Source organism: Rickettsia finnyi (genome assembly GCF_049668125.1).
GTDB classification, from domain to species: Bacteria; Pseudomonadota; Alphaproteobacteria; order Rickettsiales; family Rickettsiaceae; genus Rickettsia; species Rickettsia kotlanii.
Map to the genome: position 1 here is coordinate 601,866 of NZ_CP187160.1, position 26,299 is coordinate 628,164.

The following is a 26,299-nucleotide window of genomic DNA, read 5'->3' on the forward strand; positions in this document are numbered from 1 at the left end:
TATCTATACAACAATGACATCGAATTATTGTAGTGTTAAAATCAAACTAATTAATAGGAATAATACAATCAATATAGCAGTTTGCTGATTATGCCAAGCAGATATTTTACTTAAAATATTATCCCAAATAACCTTAAAATTAAGATATTCTGCCGTATCTTCTTTATTGTCTGCCGTTTCTTTATATTTATCGATACTGAAATATATAAATTTTTCAATATATTGGTATAGGTCAAGGTTTATGTTTTCTGTCGAAATGCGTGGTATTTTTCTAAAAATTACAGCCAATAACAGTGAGATTGCAAGGATAACTAGCTTAAAGTTAGCAGTATGTGATATTTGAATAGGGTAGAATAAACATATGCATAAAGTTATGATGCAGAAAGAGAGGTAGGTTATAGTTCTTATCTCATTCCCGCGAAAGCGGGAATCCAGAAATATTATAAGGCTTTTATTTTTGAGGTTTTTACTGGATTCCTGCTTTCGCAGGAATGACGTAGAACTCTCCATCAACAACCCAAATAATACGGTACAAGTCGTTATCTTGGAAAATAGCATTACACTATTCTCGTTTAAAATATTAGCTATTTCATCTTTAATATAAGAAGAACTAATAGGCAGTATAGATGTATAGATCAATATACTAATAACAAATCCGCTTAATAAAATAAAATTAATTTGAGTATTCTGAAGATCTTGGTAATTTTTAATATCATATTCATCTTCTATATAAGCGAAATATAAAGCAAATAACCCGTTATATAATATATGTATGAATATAAAGCTTGTAATAAGATAAGCTATATTTGGAGAGTTTATGCTAATAGCCGTTAATATAAAACCAAGCTGTGATACGGTAAGATAACATATTAATCGTTTAAGTTTTTTTTCAATTAGAGAAAATACTAATCCGTAAATGATCATTGATATCCCAAAAAACTTTAATATCTCAAGACCGCTAAATAATTTTAACATGATAATTAAAATAACTTTAGTAGTAAAACTAATTAAATATACAATACCGCTACTTGAAGCTATAGGATAGCAATGAACCACCCAGCCGTTTACAAAAATAGCCGAGGCATTAATTAAACAGCCTGCAAGTATGAATATTGCTGGTAACTCAAAATTATTTACTGATTCCGTTAAAGAAGTAAAAGTCGTATTACTTGTTGTTTGGATTAGAAGAGTCATACCGATTAAGATTAGCCCGCTGCTGAATAAATGAGTGAGGAAATATTGACGTGCCGGTTTTATCTTTAATTGGTCACAAAAAATAATTATGCAGGCAAAAATCGTCATGAATTCAAGCGAGATTATCATGGAAATAAAATCAGCTGCAAATACGCATATAATAGAGGATAAACAGTATAAACTACCTATTAAGCATTCTAATTTTCTATTTTGGGAAATTGTATAAAGATTTAAGATAGTAGTAACAATTAGAAATGCTAGAGCTATTAGCTGATTTTGTGGGTGAAAATCAAACATAAGCTCAAAATTAGTAAGCGGAAATGTACACTTGGTATTTTGAATAAACATTTTAATCGTTAGAAGACACTGTTAACACCTCTAGTCCCGGGATTCTTTTAAAGTCTTTTACATTTAGAGTTAATATCGGAAAACCTTTTGTAATAGCCGTTGCTGCAATAAGTATATCGTGAGTTCCTATAGTTATACGTTGTGTGTATAAAGCATGAGTAATACGTGCATATGTATATACTTCTTCAATACCGAAAGGTAATATAGTAAACAGACTTTTTACGTATTCTATAAAAGCTAAACATTTTATACGTTTATTCTCATTCTTGACTCTATCTACTCCTATTAATAGTTCAGTTAACACAATAGGGCTAATATAAGCCTGACCGTAATGTGACCATTGCTTAGTACTTACCTTCCCTCTTTCTAAAGCTATGATTATAGCAGTATCAATAATTAATCCCATCTTTCTAACCAATTTTTTAATATCTTGTTTAGTATTGCGTCTTATTTCTTCAGATTTTTCATGAATTGATCAGCATCTTCAGGATCAAGATGTGGACCATTTTTAAAAGCTTCCTCTAAGTCTCTTACTGCTACAGAAGGCTTGATTTCTGCAGGCGTAATCCTTGCTACGATATGATTACCTTTTTGAACGTCAAAGCTTTCGCCTTTATAGTAAACTCTATTCATAATATTTGAAAAAGATCGTACAAATTCTGTGGCTCTAATAATTTGTGCCATATTTATCCTCAAAAATAATTACCATATTTATACATTTGATACTTCAAGATTTGGTACGTCAAATTTCAGGATTCGCCTGTGCTCAGGTACTATTGTACGCTGTGCAGGCGCACTGCTTATTTGACTTCCAACTTTTGAAGTATCTGCGGTATACATATTATATGATTATGTGTAGATTATGTAAATATGTTTATGTAATATAAGCTAAAAATTCTTTGATTAAGATTTGAATAAAATAGAAAAGAGTTACGGCACAGCAGCACATTATTATACTAATTTGCATAGAGTAGGGGAGTGGTTTTATTACGCTAGATTCTACTAAAGAAGGTTTATAAATAGAGCTTAATATTTTGAGCAGGTAAAGGCTTGAGAATATACTACTAGCTATTATGACAATCATAACAATGATTTGATTCTGTTCGCTTGCGGCAAGTAATATTGAGAATTTGCTAATAAATCCGCTAAAGATAGGTATACCGATTAATGATAGTGAAGCGATAGATATAATAAAAGAAATTAAAGGAAATTCTTTGGATGTACCATGTAAATTCTGTACTTGATCAGCCTTCTTTAAACTGTAAATACTTCCCATACTATAAAATAAGCAGATTTTTGTAACAGAATGTGAAACTAAATGGAGTATTGCGGCTCCAAGTGCCTTAGGTGTTAACATGAAAGCACTAAGCAATGCAAGGCTTAATTGGTTCATAGTGGAGTAGGCGAGTATTTTTTTGATATTATCCGTGTCTAGGGCTTTGATTGAGCTATAAAATATGCTTACTATCGGTATAAAAATTAACCAGTTAAACTCGGCAAATATCATTTGTAAATACGATAAACTGAATATATATAATAGGATTTTGTAAATACAAAATAATCCAGTTTTAACCACTATTACGGCATGCAGCAAACTACTAATGGGGTAATGTGCAACCATTGCAGCAGGAAGCCATGAATGCACCGGAAAAATTGCAGTTTTAGCAATACCGCAAATAAACATTAACAATAAAATAATTGACTGGTTTTTGGAAAAATAATTTTCTACTAAACTCCCACTTGCAAAATCTCCGTTACCGGCTTTAGTATAAATAATTATCACTGCCGGTAAAAATAATATTGTGGCAGAAATCATCAGAATTTTTAGATATTTATATAACCCGCTAAGTACTATATTATTTTTAGTATGTCCTATTAAAAAAGCTGTAGAAATAGTTAAAAGCTCATAGCAAATAAACATCGTGAATAAGTTGCTAGATAAAGCAATTAAAACACCGATTAGAATAGTTAAGTTAAAGAAAAATAAGAATCTAGAAGAATAGTCTATATTATTAATAGCAAGATATTTAGGAGTGTAAAGTAAAGCACAAATCCATAAAAAGCCTATTAAGCTTAAGAAAACAAGTCCTAAAGGTTCAAGATGGAATCCTATAGAGTAATTACCGAATATATTAAATTCAAATCCTGCTCTAATACCTTTTAAAAACAACCAGTCTATAATTAAAATATTACCGAAGAAAAAAATAGCGATAGTAATAAGTAAAAAATTACGTATAAAGCTATCTTTTTGAGTGGCATATGGGCTAGTTAAGTTTAATGCACTAACTAGCAAAGTTGATAGAATCAAAAGATTCGGAGTAGTAAATTGTGTAATCATGATAAGCTATTATACTTTTTTTGATAGTATGGTTAGAGCATTACCTGTATGGTTTTCTATGTCATGCCTAGCTAAAAGTGGGAATCCAGAAAAAGCGAGATAAATCGTGCTTTTAGTTTTAAAAACTTACTGTGTTTATATTTTTTAATTACTGGATTCCCGCTTTCGCGGGAATGACAATAGTACCATTTTATAATGGTAAAATAACGATCCTACGGAGCTAAGTAAAATTATAATAAAATCTAATAGTAGATTTTGTGTTAATAATAATTCAAGAATATTTACTTTGATAAAAAATAATGGACTGATAGGTAAGCCACAGCTGCAAATAATAGCAATTATTATTAAAACTTTGTTAGGCTCTCTTTTATAGCTTTCATTATAAGCATCTATCAAGAAAAGAGCTATTTTATTTATACTATCCGCAAGTAATAAACTTGGTAAAACTATTATACCGTTTTCGGTTACGTATAATAAAAATACGTAACCTATTTGAGTGAAACATGAATAAATTATAATATTCTTGAAATCTTTTGCTTGGTAAGCAAAATACGGGGCTATAATAAGAGTAGCTAAAACGATAGGTTTTATAAAATTTGTAATAGCCGTTTTAATTGTCTCATAGCCTATAATAATATAAGTAAATTTATATATTATATATATTCCTATTATAGTAGAAATCCCTGCTAAATATACTAGAATAACTGAAGTCGTGTTATTATAAGCTCTCATCATCCAAAAATGCATAGGGAAAAAAGCTGTTTTTAAAATAGCACCTATTAAGAAAAAACCGATAGCTATAGTGATTATACGGGAATTAGTATGTTCTTGTAAAGACGCTGCAATTTCTGCCATATTCAAACGACCTGTAATGTTTAGCAAAAATCCTATAGATATAAGAATAAGAGTTGCACCGATATTACCTATTATCAAATAATCAAAAGCTCCGATTAAAGATTTTGGATTATTACCTGAGGCTATCAGGACATAGCTACTAAGTGCTGAAATCTCTATAAATATATATAGATTAAAAAAATCGTGAGTAGCAATCATCCCTAAATAGCCTGTATGAGCGAATAATAATATACCGTAAAATAAAGATTTTCTATTATTGTTTATATATTTTAAGATAGTTTGATTAGTAATCTTATGACAAAAAACTAAAAAGAATAATAAAACCAAGTTAAGATAAATAATAATAGCTTGGTTTAGTGCATTTAGCCGATATTCTATTCCTATTGTTGAAGCCCATCCTCCCATGGTGTAAGATAGCTCCGTATTTTGTATAATGCTATATCCATAAACACTGACCAAAAGGCTAGATAAAATGCAAATCGTAGTAATTATTCGTGCAAAGGTAATAAAGCGAAAAGATATTATTGAGAGTAAAGCCCCAAATAAAGGGAATAATATTTGTATGATAGGGACATGGTTAGCTAGAATCATTTATCAAAATTAATTTCATTTTCTGATATTGTACCAAAATGTTTATAAATTTGATATATTAAACTTAAAGCTACGCTAAGAGTAGCAAACCCAACTACTATAGCAGTTAGCATTAATACATGCGGCAAAGGGTTAGTGTAAGTAGTGACGCCCTCTTGTAAAATAGGTACACCGCCTGTTTTAATTTTTCCGATACTTAAATAAAATACTAACACCGAACTTTGAAAGATTCCAAGCCCGATAATTTTATGAATATAATTACGACTTGTAAGCATTATAAATAAGCCGCTAGTTAGTAAGATCAAGGCAAAGAAATATATTAAATGATGCATAATTATATCGTTATTGTAAGAAAAACATTGTTACGTGAATCAGTTTCATCGTCATTGCCACAATGACGTTGGTAGACATTAATACGCTTTGAAAGACTGATTAAATACGCATGTGACTTTTTTGCCCTTACGTATAGCAAGCTTAGGAAAAACCTGTTCAAGGATCACCATATTAGGATTATCTTGAGCAAGGCGATAATTTACTAAAGATTCTCGAAGTGAATCATCTACAGCAAAAATACCAGAAATTTCAGCGTTTTTATCTCTAAATTGCAGATAAGTAAACTCGCCGTCATCAAAAATTTTAATAGGAGCTATTTCTTCGCTACCGCTAATATAGTAATTAAAGTTATATTTTTCAGGATGAGTCAGGTCGGGACTTGCTAGGGCAGCAGAAAAAGTTTGCATATGACCGCTCATATTGTCATTTTCGTCATCCGGATAAAGAAACTTTACGTTAAAGACCATTTCAGGATCACGCATATCAAGAGTTTCAGCAGCATATAGTTCAAAGAAGTAAGTCCGTTTATTAGTAATTAAAGTCATATTAGTAGTAGCATCCGGTTCCATCGGTTTAATAAAAATCCTATGACCAGCAGGTACTATTTGCCATGAAGTAGTATCTCCCATAGAAATACTTACTATTTCCTCGTCTCTTGCTAGTTCTATACTTGCTTGATAGCCGTAATATCCTGTGAATTTGAAAACATCATCAGGGTTATAAGTCATAACTCTTAGACGTGGGTCTCGACCTAGAGGTCGTGATATAGTCAGAGCAAATACATCTAATGTAAGTATTATAAAAGTACAAAATATTATTAGTTGCTTCATATTATTTCTGATTTTTATTCCTTAATAACTTTAGCTTGTAACTAGTAACGGTAAAATTGAATGGCATATTAGGTGATATATTTGTACTGATAGAATCCATTATAAATCCGATTCTTGCTTCCCATACCATATTTTCTAAAATTGCACCCGTACTATTTTTTGCCAATGATTCAAAAGTAACAACTGCCTCGTTATCGTTTATATTGTTAATTGATAATATATTAATTGAGCGTCTATATAGTTTTTGATATCTTATGACCGGTGATAATGGGTTATCAATATTCATAAAATGAGCAAATTGCATATAAACAATACTTGTAGAAGTATTTTTGATAAAGGTAAATTGTTCTTTTAATATATCGTAATTGTATTCTTCTCGTTGGTTTACATAATTCTGAAGCATAATATTTGCAATAGAGATATAAGGACTTGCTAATGTTGAATGTTTAGTATTAGTAACGGTAGCTTGTTTTTCGGCATCATCTTTTATTAAGTAACTTACTTTTTTGTTTATAGGTAGTAATATGTAGATATTTATACAAATTAAGGTTAATAACAAGGTAAAAATCGTGCATATTAAAAGCAGAAGACTTCTATGACTTAACGGTAAGATATACTTAAAATTATACCATTTTCTTGCATCAATAAAATATTCGCCGGATTTTATATATTCTTGTATTGTGTTGGTTAATGGGTCCATAATTACTAGCTTAATATCTAATTTTATTCTATTTTAACTCTATCATTATTATAATATGATTATGATTTGTTAATTTAATGTTATTTAAGCTATAAAATAAGTTTATTAAGTTTATATTGTTGCTACAATATCAAATATTGTTTAACTTTAAAATTAAAATAAATTATAAATTAAAATTATACAATAACAATTATTGATGGTAGTTATTATGTTATACTCGTCCTACTTGAAAAATTGGCGACAATGTCTTTATAAGTCCGCAGGTAGCCACGTATTAAGTATACGTTCTGCTCCCAAGCTGAATTTCGTATAACTACTCTTTATTTACTTCAGAGTATAATAGTTTACAATCTTTTTAATATTTTTTTATATTTATAAATAGATTTTTTCAAAAAATGCTTGTGAACTATTGTATAGTAAGGTAATTTTAAAATAGTAACAAGATTATTTAATAATGTATAATTAGAATGTTAAAATCATTAAAGCTTCTATTAGTATTAATTATGCTGGCTCAATTGTTGTCGTGTACCCCTTCAGCTCCTTATGAAATTAAAAGCCCGTGCGTTTCTGCTGATATAGATGATGGTTCGAGTGTAAGCGTAAATCCTTGTATAAGAAGACCTGTTAATTCAGTAAATTTAGTATAAAAGTAATAGTTTTACACAATAACAATGTAATATAAAAATACCTTTGATATTGATATGGATAATATATTTGGCTTCTTTAAATCAAGTAATAACTCGCAAAGCGGTTCAGGAGATACACACACGCAAAAAAGTGTTAAATCGGCGAATCCTTTAAACATTACTCAGAATTGGTATGAAGAGCGATTTGATAAGTTACTTGTTCAACGTAACTTACTTATCATATTAATAATACTACTAACCATTTTTATGGTTATATCAATTTTAGTAATAGCATTTGTAGTAAAATCTAAACAGTTTGATCCTTTTGTTATTCAGCTTAATAGTAATACCGGACGTGCCTCGGTGGTAGAACCTATTTCATCACCGGTGTTAACGGCGGATGAGGCTCTTGCAAGGTATCTTATAAAGAAATACATAACGGCACGGGAAACATATAATCCGGTTGATTTTGCGACGACAGCTCGTACGACAATAAGATTATTTTCAACAAGCAGTGTTTATTACAATTATCTTGGCTATATAAGAAATAAAGATTTTGATCCTACTTTAAAATATAAAGAAGAGAATACTACATTTTTAGTAATAAAATCATGGTCAAAAATCGCAGAAGATAAATATATAGTTAGATTTTCCGTAAATGAAACATCAGGAAACCAATTAGTTTATAATAAAATAGCGGTAGTAAGTTATGCTTATGTGCCTATGAAATTAACAGATTCAGAACTTGATATAAATCCGGTAGGGTTTCAAGTTAACGGATATAGGGTAGACGATGACAATAGTTAGATTTTATTTTTTAGTTTTTATATTATTAAGCGGTTTTACAGTACAACGAGAATGTCCACTTGTAGATGATCCATGTAATAGTAGTAATAATTATGTAGATGATTTATCTATAACTAAAGATAATAGGATAAAAACTTATATATATAATCCAAATGAAGTTTATTTATTAGTTTTGCATTTTGGCTTTCAATCGCATATAGAATTTGCTAAAAACGAAGAAATCCAAAATATAATTCTTGGGGATGCTTATGCTTGGAAAATAACTCCTTTGGCAAATAGATTATTTATTAAGCCTCTTGAAAAAGATATTCGTACAAATATGACTATTATAACTAATAAAAGAATATATGAATTTGATATCGCTTCTACGGAACTTATGATGGGTAACGAAAGGGATTTAGTATATGTAATTAAATTTTACTACCCTAAGAAAAATAGTAATTACATGGCAAGATTTTAATCGATGTCATTTCTGCGTAGATACGTTATTGCAAGCAGCCGTAGGCTGCGTGGCAATCTCATGAAATAATACAAACTCCTGAGATTGCAGACGAATTGCTCTGCGATTCCCTCGCAATGACGGAAAAACCGATCCACACAACAATGACAATAAAAATACTTTAACTAATATAATTTAGATATGGCTGAAGAGCAAAATAACAATCATGATACCGGTTCTTTATCAGGAGCAGATTCTCCTGAAGTACAAAGAGAATTATCAAAAGTTTCGGTTAGCTTTAATAAGAGTATTGCGATAGTAGTCGTAATTTGTGGTATTTTTATATATATTTTTTATACTCTTTTTTTCGGTACTGGAAAAGAAGAAATACCGGAGACTCAGATACCGAGTAATATTGTAAAACCTGTTACGGAGGTTGATGATAATATTCCGGAGATTCCAAAGTTACCTGATCCGCCTAAGCTTGAGACTCCCCCCGCTCCTCCACCGCCTCCCCCTCCGGTAGTAAAAGTGCCACCGGTCTTACCTCCTACTACTCCTGTGGAAGAGAATAAAGACAAAACGCTTCCATTGTCGCCGGTTTCGTTGCCTTCGACTTCAGGAACGTTAGTTGAGAGCGATGCAGAGAAGCAACGTCGTGAAGCAAAAAGAAAATCAGCTATAGTGTTAATTGGTGGTGTAGAGCCTAAAAAGACACCGGAACAGATTACGGCAGAAGCGACTTTTAAAGATCGCGGTGATATGTCTTTGATTCTCGGACGCGGTAAATTAATTGATGCAGTCCTTGAGACGGCAATAAATAGTGATCTTGGCGGTGAAATAAGAGCCATTATTAGTAGAGACGTATTTTCTGAGAAAGATAAAGTGATATTGATACCGAAAGGGTCAAAAATATTCGGTAAATATGCAACCTCAACTTCGTCAGATAGTTACGGTAGAGTTTCTATAATATGGGATAGAATCGATTTAACTAACGGTTATACTATAGAATTCGACTCACCTACAGTTGATAATTTAGGTAGACCAGGATTACAAGGAAGAGTTGATAATAAATATAAAGAACAATTTGCAAATGCCGTATTACAATCCAGCTTTAATATAGGGCTTGCTAAAGTCCTTGATAAGTTAGTGCCGCCTCCTATAGATTCTCAGGCAGCGGCTACCAATAGTGCTACGGCAACACAATTGTTAAATACTGCTCAAACTATTGCGTCTAATACCGCTATGGATGCAAATACTAAGATAGTTACAATTTGTACTAATATACTTGCTGCTATTACCGATAAAACTTCGACTGCTTATACTACTATGACTCAAGCATGTACAACCGCACAAACTGCTTCTTCAGCGAATACTGCTGAGCAGAGACTTCAAACCTTAGTACAGGCAGTTAATACGGCAGCTTCAAGTTTGCTTACTACTACCTCTATAGCATCAACGCCAACGCAAGCACAACAAGCTTCTACTCAAGCTTTTACGGATGTGACGAATGTTGTACAAAATATGATAACTCAGCAGCAGTTTAAGCCGACGACAACGGTTAATCAAGGTACGCCGGTTAGAATATACGTTAATAAGGATTATAAATTCCCAAAAGCCGTTTTATTAAAATCGAAGGTAATGAAATGAATGAAGAATTTGCAGCCTTAGAGACGTTTTTACTTCCTTTTAAAAATTTATTTGCTGAAGACGGTATTAACGAAATTATGGTTAATAAGCCCGGAGAAGCATGGGTTGAAAAAAAAGGCGATATATATTCTAAGCAAATACCAGAACTGGATAGCGAACATCTACTTGCATTAGGGCGTTTAGTCGCTCAATCTACCGAACAGATGATTTCAGAAGAAAAACCGCTTCTTTCGGCAACTTTGCCGAATGGCTACCGTATTCAAATAGTATTTCCTCCTGCTTGTGAGATAGGACAAATCATTTATGCTATAAGAAAGCCTAGCGGTATGAATCTAACTTTAGATGAATATGCTAAAATGGGGGCATTTGATGATACTGCAACAGAGAGTTTAGTAGATGAAGATGCAGTAATTTTAAATAATTTCTTAGCTGAAAAAAAGATTAAAGAATTTATTAGACATGCAGTTGTTTCAAAGAAAAATATCATAATTAGCGGCGGTACTTCAACTGGTAAAACTACTTTTACTAATGCGGCACTCACTGAAATACCTACAATAGAAAGATTAATTACTGTAGAAGATGCTCGTGAGGTTGTGCTATCAAGCCATCCTAACAGAGTGCATTTACTGGCTTCCAAAGGAGGACAGGGGCGTGCCAATGTTACTACTCAAGATTTAATAGAGGCCTGTTTGCGTTTAAGACCAGATAGGATTATAGTAGGTGAGCTTCGAGGTAAGGAAGCTTTTAGTTTTTTGCGGGCTATTAATACAGGTCATCCCGGTTCAATATCAACACTGCATGCTGATAGTCCCGCTATGGCTATTGAGCAGTTAAAGCTTATGGTTATGCAAGCAGATCTTGGTATGCCGCCTGAAGAAGTAAAGAAGTATATTTTAACCGTTGTAGATATCGTTGTGCAGTTAAAACGCGGTAGCGGCGGGAAAAGATATGTTTCGGAAGTATATTATAAGAAGAACAAGAACGCTGAGGGGATAGTTTAAAAACGTCATTGCGAGGAAATTACGAAGTAATTGACTAAGCAATCTCAGGCCATAATCCTGAGATTGCCATGCTCCTTTTAGTCGCTCGCAATGACTAAAAATTACTCCACACAAAAACTAATATATAAGCATAAACTAGGAATATCAATTCATGGAATGGCATAAGATACTTAAAGTGACTAGAAATATATTCGGTCATGCTATAATTCATCCGGTTGTTATTTTTTGTACCATGTGGATAAGCGGTGCATTTGTTGCAATTTTTACTAATGAGGTTGGAGCTTTAGGTGTAAATATAAATGCTATAAATATTGCTTATAAGTGGGCTTACTGGCTTATTAACGTTTGGGGGCAGTTAAAAATTGCCGACTATAATTATTTAAAATTGAAGTTACTTGCTTCTCTTCTCGGTCCGGCTATTATTGTTATAATATTTTACATTAAAAATTTTGAAAGAATAAAATCATTACAATTTTTCAAACAAGATGAAAAAGTATATGGAGATGCAAGCTGGGCTAATCCGTCAGATATAGAGGCTGCAGGTCTTAGATCTAAGAAAGGTATGCTGATCGGTGTTGATGCTGGTGGATATTTTGTTGCAGACGGGTTCCAGCATGCTTTATTATTTGCTCCTACCGGTTCAGGTAAAGGTGTAGGGTTTGTGATACCTAACTTGTTATTTTGGAGTGATTCGGTAGTAGTGCATGACATAAAGCTCGAGAATCACGGGTTGACAAGTGGTTGGCGTGAGAAGCAAGGGCAGAAAGTTTTTGTATGGGAGCCTTCTAATCCTGATGGTGTTACTCATTGTTATAATCCGATTGATTGGGTTAGTACTAAGCCTGGGCAAATGGTTGATGACGTTCAAAAAATTTCAAATCTTATAATGCCAGAAAAGGATTTTTGGAATAATGAGGCACGAAGCTTATTTTTAGGCGTAACTCTATATTTAATAGCTGATCCTACTAAAACTAAATCTTTCGGTGAAATAGTGCGTACTATGAGGAGTGACGACGTAGTTTATAATCTAGCGGTCGTACTTGATACGCTTGGTGGTGTAATACATCCTGTTGCATATATGAATATTGCTGCATTTTTGCAAAAAGCCGATAAAGAGCGTTCCGGCGTAATATCTACAATGAACTCATCGCTTGAATTATGGGCAAATCCACTTATTGATTCAGCTACAGCATCTTCTGATTTCAATATACAAGAATTTAAAAAAGTAAAAACAACTGTATATGTAGGGTTAACACCCGATAATATACAGCGTTTACAAAAATTAATGCAGGTGTTTTATCAGCAGGCGACAGAATTTTTAAGCCGCAAGATGCCAGATTTAAAGGAAGAGCCGTATGGAGTAATGTTCTTACTTGATGAGTTCCCGACGCTCGGAAAGATGGATACTTTTAAAGCCGGTATAGCTTATTTTAGAGGTTATAGAGTTCGTTTATTTTTAATTATTCAAGATACACAGCAGTTAAAAGGAACATATGAAGATGCAGGGATGAATTCTTTCTTATCTAATGCAACATATCGTATTACTTTTGCCGCTAATAACTATGAAACGGCAAATTTAATATCGCAGCTTGTCGGTAATAAGACGGTAGAACAAAGATCATTTAGTAAACCTTTATTTTTTGATCTTAATATTTCTACTAGAACCCAAAACGTTTCTCAGGTTCAAAGAGCTTTACTTTTACCTCAAGAAGTAATACAGTTACCGAGAGATGAGCAAATTGTTTTAATAGAATCCTTTCCACCTATAAAATCTCGTAAAATTAAGTATTACGAAGATAAGTTTTTTACTAGTAGATTATTACCGCCGACTTTTGTACCTACTCAAGTACCTTTTGACCCTAGGGCAAATAATAATGAGGCTTTTGAAGAGACCGAAACAATAACTGTTCCGGAGAATAATGAGTAAGATCCAAAAATGCGTTCAGCTATTATTGATATCGGTTCAAATGCTTTAAGAGCTGTAGTTTATGAAAGTGATGAGCTTGGAGCGCCGGAAATTTTTAATTATAAATTTAGAAATTATCTTACAAATTTACTTAATTTAGATAATTTAGACGTAAAACATCAAACATATTTATCTCTACAATATCTTATTCATATTTTTACCAAACTGTCCGTTACTAATATTAGATGTGTTGCAACAGCTATACTTAGGGGGCATCCTAAAGCAGATGAATTTAAAGCTATAATTAAAAAGAGATTCAATATTGATATTGAAATTATCTCAGGTGAACGTGAAGCTTATTTAACTGCTGCCGGATTAATTTCCGGTATTAGTGATGCTTTCGGTATTGTAGCCGATCTTGGAGGTGGAAGTCTTGAGCTTGCACAGATTGGAAATAAAAAAGTCGGTAAATTAAAATCATTGCCGCTTGGTACAAAAATTATTGTTAGTAGCAATTTTGGTGATGTCGGGCTGATTACTAAAATGCTAGAGGAAGAATTTGGAGCTGAACATTATCCTAATTTATATTTAATTGGTGGTGCATTACGTCTAATGAGCCGTATATACATGGAGTCTATAAATTATCCCCTTAAAAATTTACATAATTTTGAAATAAATCGTGTAGAGTTTGAATTATATTTAGAGAAATTATCGCAAATCGATAAATTAAAGCTGAGTTATTACGAGCAGAAAGCCATAAATTATAATGCAGTTTTAGTAATAAAAGCAATGATTAAGGTATTTTCACCGGAAAAAATTATTATCTCAAATTACGGTTTAAAAGAAGGAGTAAGATTTGACTCGTTGCCGTCTCATGAAACAGAAAAAGATATTATTTATGAGAGGGTGAAGAGATTAGTAAAATTTGATAGAAATATATGTAAAATTGAAAAATATATTGAAGCAGTACAATATCTTTTAATTAATTCTGATGCCACGACTCTTATTATTATTGAACTCGCTATAATGCTAGCACAATATAATAAAAATATTGATAAAACGCTTAGAGCAAATTTTGTTTCGGAATTTATATTATCTTCAGACATTCCTTTTAGTCATAGACAGCGTCTTATGCTAGGTATTGCCCTTACAGTTACTTATACTGCTAAAACTGACATGCAGATTAATAAAATAGCTAAGAAAATGATTAGTAAAAGTGATTATTACAACAGTCATATAATCGGTTATTATATAAAAATTGCTAGAGAAATTGATGGGCCGGAATTTCAAGAGCCTTCTTTTTCGATTAAATTAAAAGACAATAAATTTTTACAAATTAATGCTTCAAATATCTTGCCTAAACAAGTCTTTGAAAAGGTTTGTGAACGTTTAAAAGATATAAGCTCTGCTAGAAAAAATATTAGGTATAATTTTAGTGATTAGGATTTTTTTGTTATAGTGCCGGATAGTTTTCGAAAAGCCAGTGATGTCATACCTGCGAAAGCAGGGATGACATAAAAAGCGCTACACAACAATAGCTAAATTAATTGCGCTCCATCAAAAATGTGTCACAATTATATTCTATTGTACATTCTATAATAGTAGGTTCCATTTTAGGGACTATGTGCCCCTGCTAAAAATCTACCAACGGTTGAAGTGCATTAATAATACGTGAATCTTCGATGGGATGCAATAAATTATCTATACTAATTCTAGATACCCTAACTATGAACTCTGCAGCTCTATCATCTGATTCTCTGTGTATAAGATCTCCAATTCTTTCTAAGTATTAAACTTACTCGCTAGTAAGATCTTTATCTTTTATTATTTGCGGTAGAATCTTGGTTAATATACATTGCAATTGAACTTTTTGATCAGTTGCAAATTATTCATAATAATCCTGTTCTTTTACACAAGGTAATTTTAGTAAATTAATAATTAAATTGGTCATAATATGGGCATGAGAATTAGTTTTTATAACTTCCTCTCATTCTCTTGTCTGCGCTTTTCCGGTCTATAATTATTAAAGTAAAATATAGGTAATATACGTTTTTTGAATATTTAATCAATTCTTTACTATCGTTATATTTACTACTAATTTCATTTTTTCCCTCTGGTATTAATATTAAATTTGCTGTTAAATCAAGTATTGGTTTTGCCGCTATACTAATTCATATGAACTATTAATTAAGCGCTTTAAGCTTTCAAAATTTTTAGGCAAAAATATTTTATCATCATTTTGATATGGTGCATTTTTTACGAAATCTGTTTTCAAAATTTGAAAACTATTATTTAGTGGGATACTTACATTGTAAAAATTTTCTCTATTGCATAATGTCCAAATTCATGTGCTATTATTGATTCTAAATTTAATTTTTCTGTGCCTATACATATTAGGTTATTGTCTCAATCGTAATGAGAAAATGATTTATTATCAAATATTATTTTTAGGCTATCTTGCACTTTAATATTAGCCGCTATATAGGCTAATAACTTAATTTGTAGAGGTCCCCATTGCAAAAGCTTTGTATAGTTATGAAGAATTATATTGTCATTTAAATCGCTTATATTGTAAGTCCTTGTCATTAAAATAGTAATATCAGAGTTTGCGCTATAAATTACTTCTGTAATCGGTGATAATTTTTCTATTTTAAATTTTGCAATATTAAGTTCTTCAATATTTATCTTAATTTTATTATCTTCAATAAAGCTTTTAAACTCTTGAAAACTTAGCTAATTTTTTAATTCAAATCCTTCTATTTTAAGTTCGCTAATTGCATTGTTATTTCGCTCCTCAATTGCTTTCTTCTTAAACTTGATCCACTCTTGCAATATGCTGCTTTTTGTATCTCTATATTGTATAGTATCAAAATTTATAAATGCTGCTACATCAAGCATAGATGTATCATCGATGTTATGTATAATATCTACTATCGTATTCAGCAGAAGTAAAGTGGCTAGGGTTAGCATAAGAAATAATAAGCTTATATGCTGCTAGATCAAATGACGTAATGGCATGATGTAACCATAACAAATTATAGCTGTTCTTAGATGCTAAAATTGATTTTATTTCGTCATATTTTTTAGTTTTTATAAAATTTTATTAGCTTATTCAAAGCTGTTGTGGGACATTGTGAAATAATATTCAGATGGTAAAGACATGTTTTATATCCTATCAAGTTGCTATATTTCATGGTAATATGTTTTATAATAAATAGTATATCTTTCTATTTGTAAAGAAATAATTTTAATTACATTAACGAACATTAACATCTTATTAAGTTCTCTGAGTCTACCTCCCAAATCATTATATAATCCTGAAAACAACAAATATATTAGGATATATAATAAAAAATTATTGGAAAAAGTTTTGGAAGAATAGTACTACCAAATCACAAAATTTTATTGAACTAAACGACATTGTATATGGTAATTTAAAAAGATTTAGAGTCGGCATAGAAGCTTTTATCGAGAAATATAGTATATAGATGTATTAATTTAATTGCACAATCGGCAGGACATGTCCCGTGGAAAGTGCTTAAAAGTAAAACCGGCGAAGTAATATTAAACCATCCAGTGCATTATTTACTAAAAAAACTGAATCCCAAAAAAGCTGGAGCGGATTTTGTTAGTGAGCTAATTGCAAGCAAATATTATTCGGTAATAGTTATATTTTATCAGCTCTAGACTCGTACCCTAACCCTAAAGAGATTTATTTACTACCGGCTCTTGCTACGGAACTGGTTATAGAACATAATAATTTAGTTGCTTATTTTGATTTGCCCAAATTATTTTTCCGTTAACTCTTGCAGTACTGAAAATTAGTGGTATAGGTTCGCTGTAGTTTATTTAAAGCTTTCTTTGAAATTTTTAATATTGTCATATTCTATCGGTTCGTGATTTAGTTGATCTAAATACTCACCAAGCATTTGGCCGACAAATCTTCCCACGCTTGAAAATATGCCGCCGCCAAATGCATTTTCAACAGTACCGCCAAGCGCACTAAAAAAACTTCCAAACATATTTACCATATTATAATTTAATATAGATTGATATTAGCAGTATAATGTGGTAACACCTAATATATGTCATGCCTGCGAAAGCGGGAATCTAGGAAAATATATAAAAAAACAAGATTTTATATGTTTATTTTGTCAAACATGTACCAATTATTAAGGTTATTTTTTCTGGATTCCCGCTTTCGCAGGCATGACATAGAAAATCACAGGGTGATATGCTACCTTTAAAAAAATGGAAATCATAAATGTTTAAAAAATATATATTTATTTTAATATTATTTATTGCTTCTATAGCTCGTGCAGAAATTATAGAAGTGGATAGTTTAAATAAAATAAAACAAGATTTTAAAGAAAATTATAATAAAAATTATGTACCTCAGGATTTATTAGTAGTAACGGTTCTAGATAAATTTTTGTTTAAGTCTTTAGTGCCTATTGTTGAACAGCTTGATAAAGACATTTATCTTACACTAATTCCTCTTTTATATAATATTAATAAAAGTTCAAAAGCTATTTATATACATCAATTGGTTTTAACTAATGATAGTTATAAGAAAGAATTACAAGAATCTGATTTTCCAAATTTTGTAAATGAAATGAGTAATAGTAAAATTCCCATAATAGCAGTAAATAATGGGTTTACCGGTAATTTTAATAATATTCCTAAATTTGAGATATGGTTTGCCGATTATTTAAAGAAAAATTTCGATATTGATTTTTCAAATAGTTTTCCAAACAATAATTATATTATTTTTAATAATTTAGACAGTTTTGCTAATACTTATCCGGTATTTTATAAGGGTATATTGACGAGTAATAATATATCGGAAGCGGAAATGATGCTCAATTTCCTTGTTCAAATGAATTTTATACCGAAATGCTTTATAATGATTAGTAGTAGTATAGAATTGCTAAGCTTAATGGAATTGCAACTTAATAGTTATAGTTCTAATATATTATTTATTGGTTATCATTATAATAATAAAAATACTCCGAAAAATAAAGATGTTGCATATTATACTAAACTGATTAATGATTTAATATCTCAAATCAATAAGCTAAAAAGAAATAATCCACCTTTAAAGAATAATAATGCAAAAGGTAAAAATCCTTATGACACGAATAAATAAAGTTTTATTGAGTTTACTTTGCTTAGTTATTTCGTATGCGGGCTACGGTCAAATTATTCCTACTTACTCCGTAGATTCAGTAACAATGAAAAACTTATTACCGAAGATAGATGCAGATACGCTGGTACTTATAAATATAGATAATACTGTCATAACACCGAAATCCAAATTATTTCGATATCAGGATAATTCTTATATAAATTTTACTAAATATTTATATAGTCTTGCAGCAGATAATGCATCAGTTAATAAAATTATTGCAAAATTGATAGTGCAACGTCAAATGATGCTTGTTGAATCTAAATGGGTAGATTTAATTAATAAGATGAAACAGCAAGGTGCAACGGTTTTAGGTCTTCAGGAAATAACGGCCCCATGTAATTTAATTGAAAATTATGAAGGATGGTTATATACCTTACTTTACGGACTCAATATTAATTTTACTAATAAAGTTAATGATAAAGATGTATTTAGATTTAATCCAAGCGATGCTGAAGCCCCTATTTTTTATTTAGGTATCATATTTACCGGTAGTATAAATAGAGTAAAAGCTCTGATAGAGTTCTTAAAAATTATACCGAAACAACCTAAAAAAATAGTAATTTTTGCAAATAATAAAAAAGATTTAGAAAATATGGACTCTTATTTAAGTATGGTTGATATTCTATATTATGGAATTGAATATTTGGGGTGGCAAATGTTACCGGGGTCACCTGATCATCAAATCGCTGAGTTGCAGCAATCTACGTTTTTAAATACCGGTCAGTGGTTAGAAGATGATACAGCTGCAAAGATGTTAAATAAATAATTATGAATGACAATTTAATTAATGCTTTAAAAGATTTAATTATTAATACCGGCAAGATTGCACTAAATATAAAAAAGGCAGGAATATTGACTGATATTAAATCAGATGGGTCAGTAGTCACTAATGCCGATAAGGAAATTAGTAAAATAATTTATCAAACTCTACAAACCTTAACCTCGCAAATAGCTATAGTATGTGAAGAGCGGCCGCTACCTATATTCAGCAGTGATACTTTTTGGTTAATCGATCCTATTGATGGGACATGGAGCTATGTAAACGGTAAAAGTACATATACGGTCAATATAGGGCTTATTGAAAACGGTTTTCCAACCATCGGCTTGATATATCACCCTGAAACAGCAAAGCTATATTATACCGATGTAAACGGTCGGTTAAAAATCGAACAGAATTCTAAAGAAATATTTGTTAATCATGAACCTAAACATGAAGAGCTTAATGCGGTAATAGGTTTTTATAATTCAAATAAAGCTACTCAAGAATTTTTAAGTAAGTATTCATTCGGTCAAATAAATGCAATAGGCAGTTCAATTAAACTATGCTTAATTGCTGAAGGAGCAGCTGATATATATCCAAAATTTGGTCAAACTATGGAATGGGACATAGCGGCAGGTCATGCTTTAATTAAAGCCGGTGGTGGTAATATTTTAGATACGCATGGACAAGAAATTACTTACGGTAAAGAAAGTTTCGCTAATCCTAATTTTTTCGCCTGTAGTAAATATTGGTTGGAAAGGGAGGCAAGGTTGCGTAAATACTAGATAGTCATTGCGAGCAGCCCTAGGCTGCGTGGCAATCTCATGAAATAATAACAAACTCCTGAGATTGCTTCGTCAAAATTTGCAGTTTTCCCTCGCAATGATGAAAAAAACTGAGCCACGCAGGCACTGCCAAACTCGCATCAAACCAACTTCTTTAACTCATAAATTAACTCAAGTGCTTCTTTAGGGGATAATTTATCAGGATCGATAGTGCTGAATTTTTTATCTAATTTGTTGCTTATAGTAGTTTTATTAGGTTCAAGGTAAAACAAACTCAAATTATTTGATTCCGTTGATAAAATATTTTTTCCTTTACCTTTAGAAGTTTTTTCAAATTTAAGCAGAATCTGCTCAGCTCTGTTTATAACACTCGCAGGAAGACCGGCAAGAGCCGCAACATGAAGACCGTAGGACCTATCGGCAGCACCTGATATAATATTATGTAAAAATAGAATATCTTTACCTGACTCCTCAATAGCAATAGTATAATTTTGCAAACCCGGCAGGAAATTACTCATAACGGTTAGCTCATGATAGTGCGTTGCAAATAAACAGCGACATTGCAGCTTATCATGAATATATTCAAGCACCGACCATGCTATAGATACCCCGTCATAAGTGGATGTGCCTCTACCTACCTCATCAAGTATGATTAGTGAGTTTTTTGTAGATTGAGCAAGAATTGCTGAGGTTTCAAGCATCTCTGCCATAAAGGTCGATTGTCCCTTAATTAAGTCATCAGCAGCACCTATTCGGCTAAATATTTTGTCGACTACCCCTATTTTAGCACTTTTTGCCGGCACAAACGAACCTATTTGAGCAATGATTGCAATAATGGCGTTTTGACGTAAAAAAGTACTTTTACCTGCCATATTAGGACCGGTAATTAACCAAATACGCTCAAGCTCCGATAAATGACAATCATTATATACAAAGCTTTTGCTTTCTCGCTGTAGTGCTTTCTCTACTACAGGATGCCGTCCTTTAACGATATCAAAGCTTAAATCATCGGTAAACTCAGGCTTAACATAATCATATTCATCAGCGATGTAAGCAAAATTACAAAATACGTCAAGCCCGCTTAAGGAGCTTGCAAGCATTCGTAAATAGGAAGCTTTTTCGATTACTTGGCTACAAATATCCGCATATAATTCTTTTTCTAAGCTTATTATTAAGGTTTTAGCGTTGACTAACTCACTTTCAAGCTTTTGTAGTTCAGCAGTAGTGTAACGAACATGATTAACCGTTGTTTGACGGTGAATAAATTTGGGATCAAGGATTTTATTAACATTTTTAGCGGTGATATCGATAAAAAGCCCTATAACATTATTATGAGATATTTTTAAACTGTCTATTCCCGTTTCTTTGCGATATTGATCTTTTAGCTTTTCAATATATAATTTCCCATTATTAATTAAATCATGTAATTGGGCTACTTTCGGATGATATTCATGTTTTATTATACCTCCGTCATTTAAATTATTCGGTGCATCTTCTCGTATTGTTTCGTCTATTAAATTATATAATTCTGCATCGCCTGATAGAGGTTTAATAATTTTTTCGATAAAATCAGGTAAATTAAAACCGTAAGCGTCAAAGAATACTCCTTTAATAATCGTTGCCGTTTCTAAAGTATATTTAATGCTAAGTAAATCACGACCTGAACTTCTGTTCATCGTAATACGTGTTAAGCAGCGTTCTATATCACTAGTTTTTTTTAGAAGTTCTCTAATTTTTTTTACTATTTCTAAGTTGGAATAAAAGAACTCAGTAATATTTAGACGATGATTTATTTTAGCAATGTTGGTTAAAGGACTTGAAAGAAAATTATATAGTAAACGTCCGCCTTGTTTAGTAACCGTATGATTAAGGGTGCTTAATAAACTTCCTTGCGAGCCGCCTTGTGAGTTTGTTACAATTTCAAGGTTGCGTCTAGTAGAGAAATCAATAGTCATATAGCTATGAAAATTGATAATTCTAGGGATTGGCAAATGAGGAATATTTTGTTTTTGCGTTAACGATAAATATTCTAAAACGCTACCTATGGCACAAATTTGACTACTAGATATCTCGCCGATTCCTTTAATATCTTTCATTTTATAAAAATCTAAAATGATTTTTTCGCATTTATTAATCGCAAAAAAACTATCAACTTGATAGGTAATACGAAAATTTAATTGTTTGAAAATACTATCCGCAAGATTAGAAGATCTCAGATTTTCGCTAAGCAGAATTTCACGAGGTTTTAAACGAGCTAGCTCATTAAGAATTTCTGTTCCCGGTACATTAACTACAACAATTTCGGAAGTAGAAAGATCAACATAACAAAGGCTAGCTGTTTCTTTATTTTTCGGTATTACGAGACTTGCTAAATAATTAGGTTCGGCTGAAGCAATTAAATTTTCTTCAATTATAGTTCCCGGAGTTATAATACGTGTAACATCCCTAGTAACTACCGCTTTATAACCGCCTCTATTCTTTGCTTCTTCAGGTGTTTCTAGTTGATCACAAATAGCAACCTTATAATTTCCTTCAATTAACTTAGTTAAATAATTCTCAAGGGCATGATAAGGTACTCCGCACATCGCAATTTCTTCTTCGCCGTTTTTGCCGCGCTTTGTTAAAGCAATGCCCAGTACATTGCTTGCTAGAATTGCATCTTCATAGAACATTTCATAAAAATCACCCATTCTAAATAGTAGTAAACAATCTAAATGAGCAAATTTAATGTCTAGATATTGCTGCATCATTTTCGTTGCAACATCGTAATTATATTTTTGTTTCAACTCTTGAAGATTCATATTAAGCAGCATAATTTATATTATATATAGTTTGGCTTTATTGCATGGATACAAAATCGTCATTGCGAACGACTGCAAGGAGCGTGGCAATCTTATGAAATAGTATAAAATGCCTGAGATTGCCAAGTCGAGGCTTTGCCTTTCCTCACAATGACGGATAATAACAATGTTTAACAGTTTATACAACTATTTTATCTTTGATAGGCGGGTGCTATGTCTGCCGCCTTCAAATTGGGTAGTTAAAAACTGATCTATAATATCAAATACTATTTTTTGGTCTATGGTTTTTGCTCCGAGTATCAAGATATTAGCGTCATTATGAGCTTTAGCATTTTCAGCAGTTAATATATTGTTGCACAAAGCGGCTCTTATTTCCGCGCTACGATTCGCAGCTATAGACATACCAATACCCGTATCACTAATTAAAATACCGATAGGTGCTGATTTTTCAATAATAATATCTACTACTTTCTTGGCATAATCAGGATAATCAACGGTTTGTGTATTATTTGTTCCGCAGTCATAAATCTTTAGAGATTTCTGCTCTAAATAATTGATAATTTTAGACTTAAGCTCATAACCTGAATGATCACTAGCTATGACAATATTATAAGTTTTCATAGTTAATTTTTTGATGGAAAATAATGATAAAAATTATATACTATGTAAGATTTGTTTTCTAATGTAAATAATAGTTTTGTTAAATATATGAAACATCCTGTTGTACTTAGTATCGTTATATGTTTTTGTTTAGTTGCTTGTGTTGATCAGCCGCCGGCTCCAATTGAGTATAAAGTAGGAGATGTTACTGCGAATAATAATTCTACTGAACTAGATCACGATGAGGGTATGATAGTTCAAAGAACTATGGAAGACAATCCCGCGTCAGAAAAAGTTAGCGTTAGACTCGAAGAGCCAAAGGCAAAAATGATAGAAGATGATAATGATGATATTGAGATCCCTATGTCTCGGAATGAAGATGAAGAAGCGATAGAACAATTAAACTTTGTAAAACCGTTAAATGGGGTAATTATTACCGAGTTTAAAGCTGGTAAAAGTAAAGGGATAGATATTGCAGTTAAAGAATATAGTGAAGTTAAATCGATAGCTGCAGGAACGGTAATATATTCAGGTTATAATAAGCAATTTGGTAATTTAGTAATAGTTAAATTAGATAAAGACGATCTAGAAGTAGCATATGCGAGTTTAGATGATTTATTACTGAAAAAAGGTGATAAAATTGCTAGAAATAGTGTTATCGGACATGTAGAACATAAATTATATTTTGCTATGCGTAAAAATAAAATAGCAGTTGATCCTAATAAGTATATAGAATTTTAAATGGAAGATGTTATTACTCTTACCAAATATGGTGAATCTCAAAATGTTATAGTAAGAAGGAGTAGCAAAGCTAAAAATATAGCCATCCGTATTACGTCTAAAGGTGCAGAGCTTGTATTACCTCTTAAGGTAAAAAAAAGCTGAAAAAGGTCATAATTTTTTGTTCAGTCAAGAATATTGGGTTAGGCAAAAATTACGTCGTAATGTAACTGCGATACCAAAAGATGAAGATAAGATTTCTATTTTGGATAAATCTTATGAAATAATACATATTGATTTGTCTAAAAATCAGATAAAATTAAATGATTCTACGTTAGAAGTGTATTGTAGTCAGGTACTAAAAAAACTTAGTATAGCAGTATTCCTTAAAAAGAAATTATTAGCAGAAATAAAAATAATAGTAGAGAATATATCTAAAAAACATAATCTGACTTATTCCAATATTAGAATAATAGAAAATGCTAGCCGTTGGGGGAGTTGTTGTAGCAAAGGGAATCTTGTTTTTAATTGGCGGGTAGTTTTTTCCCCCTTTGAAGTCCTGAAATATTTAGTAGCTCATGAAATGGCACATTTAAAAGAAATGAATCATAGTAAAAATTTTTGGGAGCTAGTTGAGGATATATATCCCGAATACCAACCGGCAAAATTATGGCTAAAAAGAAACGGTAAGAATTTATATAGTTATTTGCCATAACTTTTATGTCATTTTTGCAGAAGTGTATGGGTGGCAACTTAAGGATCGATGTCATCCCCGCGAAAGCGGGAATCCAATCCAATACTTTAAAGCTTTTTAAAAGCTCGATTTATCTCGTTTTACGCTGGATTCCTGTTTTCGCAGGAATGACATCGGAAAGGTTAATTTAAAGAAAGACATAAAGGATAAATAGAATGCATAACACCACAAAAAGAGTCACAGTCCCGGCACTTGAAGAAATCTTATATGAGCCTATAAAAGTGTTAGATTACGGCTTTATTAGAGTTATCGACTATATGGGGGATGATAGTGCTATAGTACAAGCAGCTCGTGTTTCTTACGGTAAGGGTACGAAGCAATTAAACCAAGATAAAGGTCTGATAAACTACTTGTTTCGTCATTATCATACCACTCCTTTTGAGATGTGTGATATCAAGTTCCATATTAAACTACCGATATTTATTGCAAGGCAATGGATTAGGCATAGAACAGCTAGCGTTAATGAATATTCGGCAAGGTATTCTATTTTAGGTAATGAATTTTATCTACCTGAACCGGCAAATATTGCTTCCCAATCTGCTGTAAATAAACAATGTAGGGAAGGGGATAGCTTACCGCAAGAAGTGGCGGAAAAGGTCCTTGCAATTTTAGAGGAAGATGCTAGACAGTGCTACGGGCATTATAAGGAACTGATGAATGCCGATGAAGAGGGTAATATTATAGATGAGAACGCCACAGGGATAGCAAGAGAGCTTGCTCGTATGAATTTAACTTTAAATTATTATACGGAATGGTATTGGAAGATTAATTTACATAATTTACTTCATTTTTTAAGATTGCGAGCTGACCCTCACGCTCAATATGAAATTAGAGTTTATGCTGAAAAGATGCTTGAGATAGTCAAAGCTTGGGTTCCTTTTACTTACGAAGCTTTTGAAGAATATCGTTTGCAGGGAGCAAATATTTCACGTAAAGGTTTGGCTGTAATTAAAAGAATGATAAACGGTGAAAAAGTTACCCATGAAACTAGTGATATGACTAAGAGAGAATGGGAAGAACTGATGAAGATTTTTGGGTAATGTATGTCATTCCTGCGAAAGCAGGAAGGA

General features: G+C 31.7%; 23 protein-coding genes and 5 pseudogenes. 14 read left to right on the plus strand and 14 right to left on the minus strand.

Annotated features, from left to right (window positions below):
* Positions 1-24: 24 nt before the first annotated feature.
* From ACPKKV_RS03315 to ACPKKV_RS03355, 9 genes and pseudogenes are all read right to left on the minus strand, one after another.
* Positions 25-1,542: a proton-conducting transporter transmembrane domain-containing protein gene (locus ACPKKV_RS03315; protein WP_392506174.1), complete on the minus strand. Its 1,518-nt coding sequence runs from the start codon at positions 1,540-1,542 to the stop codon at positions 25-27.
* A gap of 1 nt (position 1,543) precedes the next feature.
* On the minus strand, positions 1,544-1,948 hold the full coding sequence (gene vapC / locus ACPKKV_RS03320) for a ribonuclease VapC (protein WP_392506175.1): 405 nt from the start codon (positions 1,946-1,948) through the stop codon (positions 1,544-1,546).
* Positions 1,939-2,226 (minus strand): annotated as a pseudogene (vapB, locus tag ACPKKV_RS03325) (type II toxin-antitoxin system antitoxin VapB). Before vapB ends, vapC begins: the two are co-directional and overlap by 10 nt.
* 30 nt (positions 2,227-2,256) lie before the next feature.
* Positions 2,257-2,385, minus strand: a pseudogene (locus ACPKKV_RS03330) (palindromic element RPE5 domain-containing protein); the annotation flags it as partial.
* 31 nt (positions 2,386-2,416) lie between these two features.
* Positions 2,417-3,880: a proton-conducting transporter transmembrane domain-containing protein gene (locus tag ACPKKV_RS03335; RefSeq protein WP_392506176.1), complete on the minus strand. Its 1,464-nt coding sequence runs from the start codon at positions 3,878-3,880 to the stop codon at positions 2,417-2,419.
* Positions 3,881-4,024: 144 nt separating this feature from the next.
* Complete coding sequence (locus tag ACPKKV_RS03340; RefSeq protein WP_392506177.1) at positions 4,025-5,326, minus strand: proton-conducting transporter transmembrane domain-containing protein; 1,302 nt, start codon at positions 5,324-5,326, stop codon at positions 4,025-4,027.
* The gene (locus ACPKKV_RS03345) at positions 5,323-5,658 is read right to left on the minus strand and encodes a Na+/H+ antiporter subunit C (protein WP_392506178.1); all 336 of its coding nucleotides are present in this window, start codon (positions 5,656-5,658) and stop codon (positions 5,323-5,325) included. Before ACPKKV_RS03345 ends, ACPKKV_RS03340 begins: the two co-directional genes overlap by 4 nt.
* Positions 5,659-5,736: 78 nt before the next feature.
* The gene (gene virB9, locus ACPKKV_RS03350) at positions 5,737-6,489 is read right to left on the minus strand and encodes a P-type conjugative transfer protein VirB9 (RefSeq protein WP_010977039.1); all 753 of its coding nucleotides are present in this window, start codon (positions 6,487-6,489) and stop codon (positions 5,737-5,739) included.
* 1 nt (position 6,490) lies between these two features.
* Positions 6,491-7,189, minus strand: a complete 699-nt coding sequence (locus tag ACPKKV_RS03355; RefSeq protein ID WP_392506179.1) for a VirB8 family type IV secretion system protein — start codon at positions 7,187-7,189, stop codon at positions 6,491-6,493.
* Positions 7,190-7,656: 467 nt separating this feature from the next.
* On the opposite strand from ACPKKV_RS03355, the gene ACPKKV_RS03360 reads away from it, so the two are divergent.
* The 7 genes from ACPKKV_RS03360 (at position 7,657) to ACPKKV_RS03390 (ending at position 15,061) form a co-directional block, all read left to right on the plus strand.
* Positions 7,657-7,836, plus strand: coding sequence for a DUF2706 domain-containing protein (locus tag ACPKKV_RS03360; RefSeq protein ID WP_392506180.1), 180 nt, complete (start codon positions 7,657-7,659; stop codon positions 7,834-7,836).
* 54 nt (positions 7,837-7,890) lie between these two features.
* Positions 7,891-8,622: a VirB8 family type IV secretion system protein gene (locus ACPKKV_RS03365; RefSeq protein ID WP_392506181.1), complete on the plus strand. Its 732-nt coding sequence runs from the start codon at positions 7,891-7,893 to the stop codon at positions 8,620-8,622.
* Positions 8,609-9,082: a TrbG/VirB9 family P-type conjugative transfer protein gene (locus ACPKKV_RS03370; RefSeq protein WP_017443177.1), complete on the plus strand. Its 474-nt coding sequence runs from the start codon at positions 8,609-8,611 to the stop codon at positions 9,080-9,082. Before ACPKKV_RS03365 ends, ACPKKV_RS03370 begins: the two co-directional genes overlap by 14 nt.
* A 180-nt stretch (positions 9,083-9,262) precedes the next feature.
* Positions 9,263-10,711, plus strand: a complete 1,449-nt coding sequence (locus tag ACPKKV_RS03375; protein ID WP_392506182.1) for a TraB/TrbI/VirB10 family type IV secretion system protein — start codon at positions 9,263-9,265, stop codon at positions 10,709-10,711.
* Entirely contained in the window at positions 10,708-11,712 is a 1,005-nt protein-coding gene (gene virB11, locus ACPKKV_RS03380) for a P-type DNA transfer ATPase VirB11 (protein WP_392506183.1), read from the plus strand. The genes ACPKKV_RS03375 and virB11 overlap by 4 nt, the downstream gene beginning before the upstream one ends.
* Before the next feature lie 151 nt (positions 11,713-11,863).
* Complete coding sequence (locus ACPKKV_RS03385; RefSeq protein ID WP_392506184.1) at positions 11,864-13,639, plus strand: type IV secretory system conjugative DNA transfer family protein; 1,776 nt, start codon at positions 11,864-11,866, stop codon at positions 13,637-13,639.
* A 9-nt stretch (positions 13,640-13,648) separates the two neighbouring features.
* A complete protein-coding gene (locus ACPKKV_RS03390; RefSeq protein ID WP_392506185.1) occupies positions 13,649-15,061 on the plus strand; it encodes a Ppx/GppA phosphatase family protein in 1,413 nt (470 codons plus the stop codon).
* Positions 15,062-16,024: 963 nt separating this feature from the next.
* Here the strand turns inward: ACPKKV_RS03390 and ACPKKV_RS03395 are convergent.
* Both ACPKKV_RS03395 and ACPKKV_RS03400 read right to left on the minus strand, forming a co-directional pair.
* Positions 16,025-16,204 (minus strand): hypothetical protein, encoded by a 180-nt coding sequence (locus ACPKKV_RS03395; RefSeq protein ID WP_424492227.1) that lies wholly within the window; start codon positions 16,202-16,204, stop codon positions 16,025-16,027.
* Between the two features lie 147 nt (positions 16,205-16,351).
* A complete protein-coding gene (locus ACPKKV_RS03400; protein WP_392506186.1) occupies positions 16,352-16,588 on the minus strand; it encodes a hypothetical protein in 237 nt (78 codons plus the stop codon).
* 374 nt (positions 16,589-16,962) lie between these two features.
* Here ACPKKV_RS03400 and ACPKKV_RS03405 point away from each other — a divergent pair.
* Positions 16,963-17,391: pseudogene (locus ACPKKV_RS03405) on the plus strand (phage portal protein); the annotation flags it as partial.
* Here ACPKKV_RS03405 and ACPKKV_RS03410 read toward each other — a convergent pair.
* Positions 17,363-17,640: pseudogene (locus tag ACPKKV_RS03410) on the minus strand (host specificity protein). The pseudogenes ACPKKV_RS03405 and ACPKKV_RS03410 sit on opposite strands and share 29 nt — an antisense overlap.
* A gap of 242 nt (positions 17,641-17,882) precedes the next feature.
* On the opposite strand from ACPKKV_RS03410, the gene ACPKKV_RS03415 reads away from it, so the two are divergent.
* From ACPKKV_RS03415 to ACPKKV_RS03425, 3 genes are read left to right on the plus strand one after another with little or no spacing between them, the layout of a single operon-like run.
* Positions 17,883-18,767 (plus strand): DUF2608 domain-containing protein, encoded by an 885-nt coding sequence (locus ACPKKV_RS03415; RefSeq protein ID WP_392506187.1) that lies wholly within the window; start codon positions 17,883-17,885, stop codon positions 18,765-18,767.
* On the plus strand, positions 18,730-19,575 hold the full coding sequence (locus ACPKKV_RS03420) for a DUF2608 domain-containing protein (RefSeq protein ID WP_392506188.1): 846 nt from the start codon (positions 18,730-18,732) through the stop codon (positions 19,573-19,575). Before ACPKKV_RS03415 ends, ACPKKV_RS03420 begins: the two co-directional genes overlap by 38 nt.
* 2 nt (positions 19,576-19,577) lie before the next feature.
* Entirely contained in the window at positions 19,578-20,354 is a 777-nt protein-coding gene (locus ACPKKV_RS03425; protein WP_392506189.1) for a 3'(2'),5'-bisphosphate nucleotidase CysQ family protein, read from the plus strand.
* A gap of 140 nt (positions 20,355-20,494) precedes the next feature.
* On the opposite strand, the gene mutS is transcribed toward ACPKKV_RS03425, so the two are convergent.
* Together mutS and rpiB are read right to left on the minus strand one after the other, a co-directional pair.
* On the minus strand, positions 20,495-23,167 hold the full coding sequence (gene mutS / locus ACPKKV_RS03430) for a DNA mismatch repair protein MutS (protein WP_424492228.1): 2,673 nt from the start codon (positions 23,165-23,167) through the stop codon (positions 20,495-20,497).
* A 174-nt stretch (positions 23,168-23,341) separates the two neighbouring features.
* Positions 23,342-23,776 (minus strand): ribose 5-phosphate isomerase B, encoded by a 435-nt coding sequence (gene rpiB, locus ACPKKV_RS03435; RefSeq protein ID WP_392506191.1) that lies wholly within the window; start codon positions 23,774-23,776, stop codon positions 23,342-23,344.
* A gap of 87 nt (positions 23,777-23,863) precedes the next feature.
* Here rpiB and ACPKKV_RS03440 point away from each other — a divergent pair, with 87 nt between their 5' ends.
* The 3 genes and pseudogenes from ACPKKV_RS03440 to thyX all read left to right on the plus strand — a co-directional run bounded on the left by ACPKKV_RS03440 (position 23,864) and on the right by thyX (position 26,269).
* Positions 23,864-24,496 carry a murein hydrolase activator EnvC family protein gene (locus ACPKKV_RS03440; RefSeq protein WP_424492229.1) on the plus strand — a complete coding sequence of 211 codons (633 nt, stop codon included), beginning with the start codon at positions 23,864-23,866 and terminating at the stop codon, positions 24,494-24,496.
* A pseudogene (locus ACPKKV_RS03445) lies at positions 24,497-25,190 on the plus strand (M48 family metallopeptidase).
* Positions 25,191-25,384: 194 nt separating this feature from the next.
* On the plus strand, positions 25,385-26,269 hold the full coding sequence (thyX, locus tag ACPKKV_RS03450) for an FAD-dependent thymidylate synthase (RefSeq protein ID WP_392506193.1): 885 nt from the start codon (positions 25,385-25,387) through the stop codon (positions 26,267-26,269).
* Positions 26,270-26,299: the final 30 nt, after the last annotated feature.

Coding starts and splice junctions, on each gene's coding strand:
- ACPKKV_RS03315 (WP_392506174.1), bottom strand. CDS start 1,542: ATGTTTATTCAAAATACCAAGTGTACATTTCCGCTTACTAATTTTGAG.
- vapC (WP_392506175.1), bottom strand. CDS start 1,948: ATGGGATTAATTATTGATACTGCTATAATCATAGCTTTAGAAAGAGGG.
- ACPKKV_RS03335 (WP_392506176.1), bottom strand. CDS start 3,880: ATGATTACACAATTTACTACTCCGAATCTTTTGATTCTATCAACTTTG.
- ACPKKV_RS03340 (WP_392506177.1), bottom strand. CDS start 5,326: ATGATTCTAGCTAACCATGTCCCTATCATACAAATATTATTCCCTTTA.
- ACPKKV_RS03345 (WP_392506178.1), bottom strand. CDS start 5,658: ATGCATCATTTAATATATTTCTTTGCCTTGATCTTACTAACTAGCGGC.
- virB9 (WP_010977039.1), bottom strand. CDS start 6,489: ATGAAGCAACTAATAATATTTTGTACTTTTATAATACTTACATTAGAT.
- ACPKKV_RS03355 (WP_392506179.1), bottom strand. CDS start 7,189: ATGGACCCATTAACCAACACAATACAAGAATATATAAAATCCGGCGAA.
- ACPKKV_RS03360 (WP_392506180.1), top strand. CDS start 7,657: ATGTTAAAATCATTAAAGCTTCTATTAGTATTAATTATGCTGGCTCAA.
- ACPKKV_RS03365 (WP_392506181.1), top strand. CDS start 7,891: ATGGATAATATATTTGGCTTCTTTAAATCAAGTAATAACTCGCAAAGC.
- ACPKKV_RS03370 (WP_017443177.1), top strand. CDS start 8,609: ATGACAATAGTTAGATTTTATTTTTTAGTTTTTATATTATTAAGCGGT.
- ACPKKV_RS03375 (WP_392506182.1), top strand. CDS start 9,263: ATGGCTGAAGAGCAAAATAACAATCATGATACCGGTTCTTTATCAGGA.
- virB11 (WP_392506183.1), top strand. CDS start 10,708: ATGAATGAAGAATTTGCAGCCTTAGAGACGTTTTTACTTCCTTTTAAA.
- ACPKKV_RS03385 (WP_392506184.1), top strand. CDS start 11,864: ATGGAATGGCATAAGATACTTAAAGTGACTAGAAATATATTCGGTCAT.
- ACPKKV_RS03390 (WP_392506185.1), top strand. CDS start 13,649: ATGCGTTCAGCTATTATTGATATCGGTTCAAATGCTTTAAGAGCTGTA.
- ACPKKV_RS03395 (WP_424492227.1), bottom strand. CDS start 16,204: ATGACAAGGACTTACAATATAAGCGATTTAAATGACAATATAATTCTT.
- ACPKKV_RS03400 (WP_392506186.1), bottom strand. CDS start 16,588: ATGCTAACCCTAGCCACTTTACTTCTGCTGAATACGATAGTAGATATT.
- ACPKKV_RS03415 (WP_392506187.1), top strand. CDS start 17,883: ATGTTTAAAAAATATATATTTATTTTAATATTATTTATTGCTTCTATA.
- ACPKKV_RS03420 (WP_392506188.1), top strand. CDS start 18,730: ATGCAAAAGGTAAAAATCCTTATGACACGAATAAATAAAGTTTTATTG.
- ACPKKV_RS03425 (WP_392506189.1), top strand. CDS start 19,578: ATGAATGACAATTTAATTAATGCTTTAAAAGATTTAATTATTAATACC.
- mutS (WP_424492228.1), bottom strand. CDS start 23,167: ATGCTGCTTAATATGAATCTTCAAGAGTTGAAACAAAAATATAATTAC.
- rpiB (WP_392506191.1), bottom strand. CDS start 23,776: ATGAAAACTTATAATATTGTCATAGCTAGTGATCATTCAGGTTATGAG.
- ACPKKV_RS03440 (WP_424492229.1), top strand. CDS start 23,864: ATGAAACATCCTGTTGTACTTAGTATCGTTATATGTTTTTGTTTAGTT.
- thyX (WP_392506193.1), top strand. CDS start 25,385: ATGCATAACACCACAAAAAGAGTCACAGTCCCGGCACTTGAAGAAATC.